Source organism: Shewanella sp. S1-49-MNA-CIBAN-0167 (genome assembly GCF_040310145.1).
Classification (GTDB): domain Bacteria; phylum Pseudomonadota; class Gammaproteobacteria; order Enterobacterales; family Shewanellaceae; genus Shewanella; species Shewanella psychromarinicola.
In genome coordinates this window covers 1-339 of record NZ_JBEOPO010000147.1, presented here as the reverse complement: position 1 = coordinate 339, position 339 = coordinate 1, and the positions used below count along the sequence as shown (strand labels likewise).

Here is a 339-nt window from a genome sequence, read left to right as displayed (position 1 = left end):
GCTTATATAGACTGTCAGGGGTCATTGAAATTGATGATGCGTTAGTGGGTGGCAAAAGCAAGGGCAAGCGTGGACGTTGAGCCGGAGGTAAAAAACCTGTTTTAGTTGCCGTTGAAAGCAAAGGAAAAAGAGCTGGATTTATTGCTATGCAGGCTGTAAATAGCGTTTGCCATGATAGTGTTGAAAAGTTCGTTGCCAAACTCTTAAGATACAGCAAAAAGTGCATACAGACGGCATACCTGCGTTAAACATTATAGATAAGACTCAACAACATGAAGCGAGGGTTACCCCCAGTGAGCTTGTTGATGAATGGCTCCCCTGGGTTCATATTGCCATTGG

1 pseudogene is annotated in these 339 nt (G+C 44.0%); it reads left to right on the top strand.

Annotated features, from left to right (window positions below):
• A pseudogene (locus AAEZ00_RS20750) lies at nt 1-339 on the top strand (transposase); the annotation flags it as partial.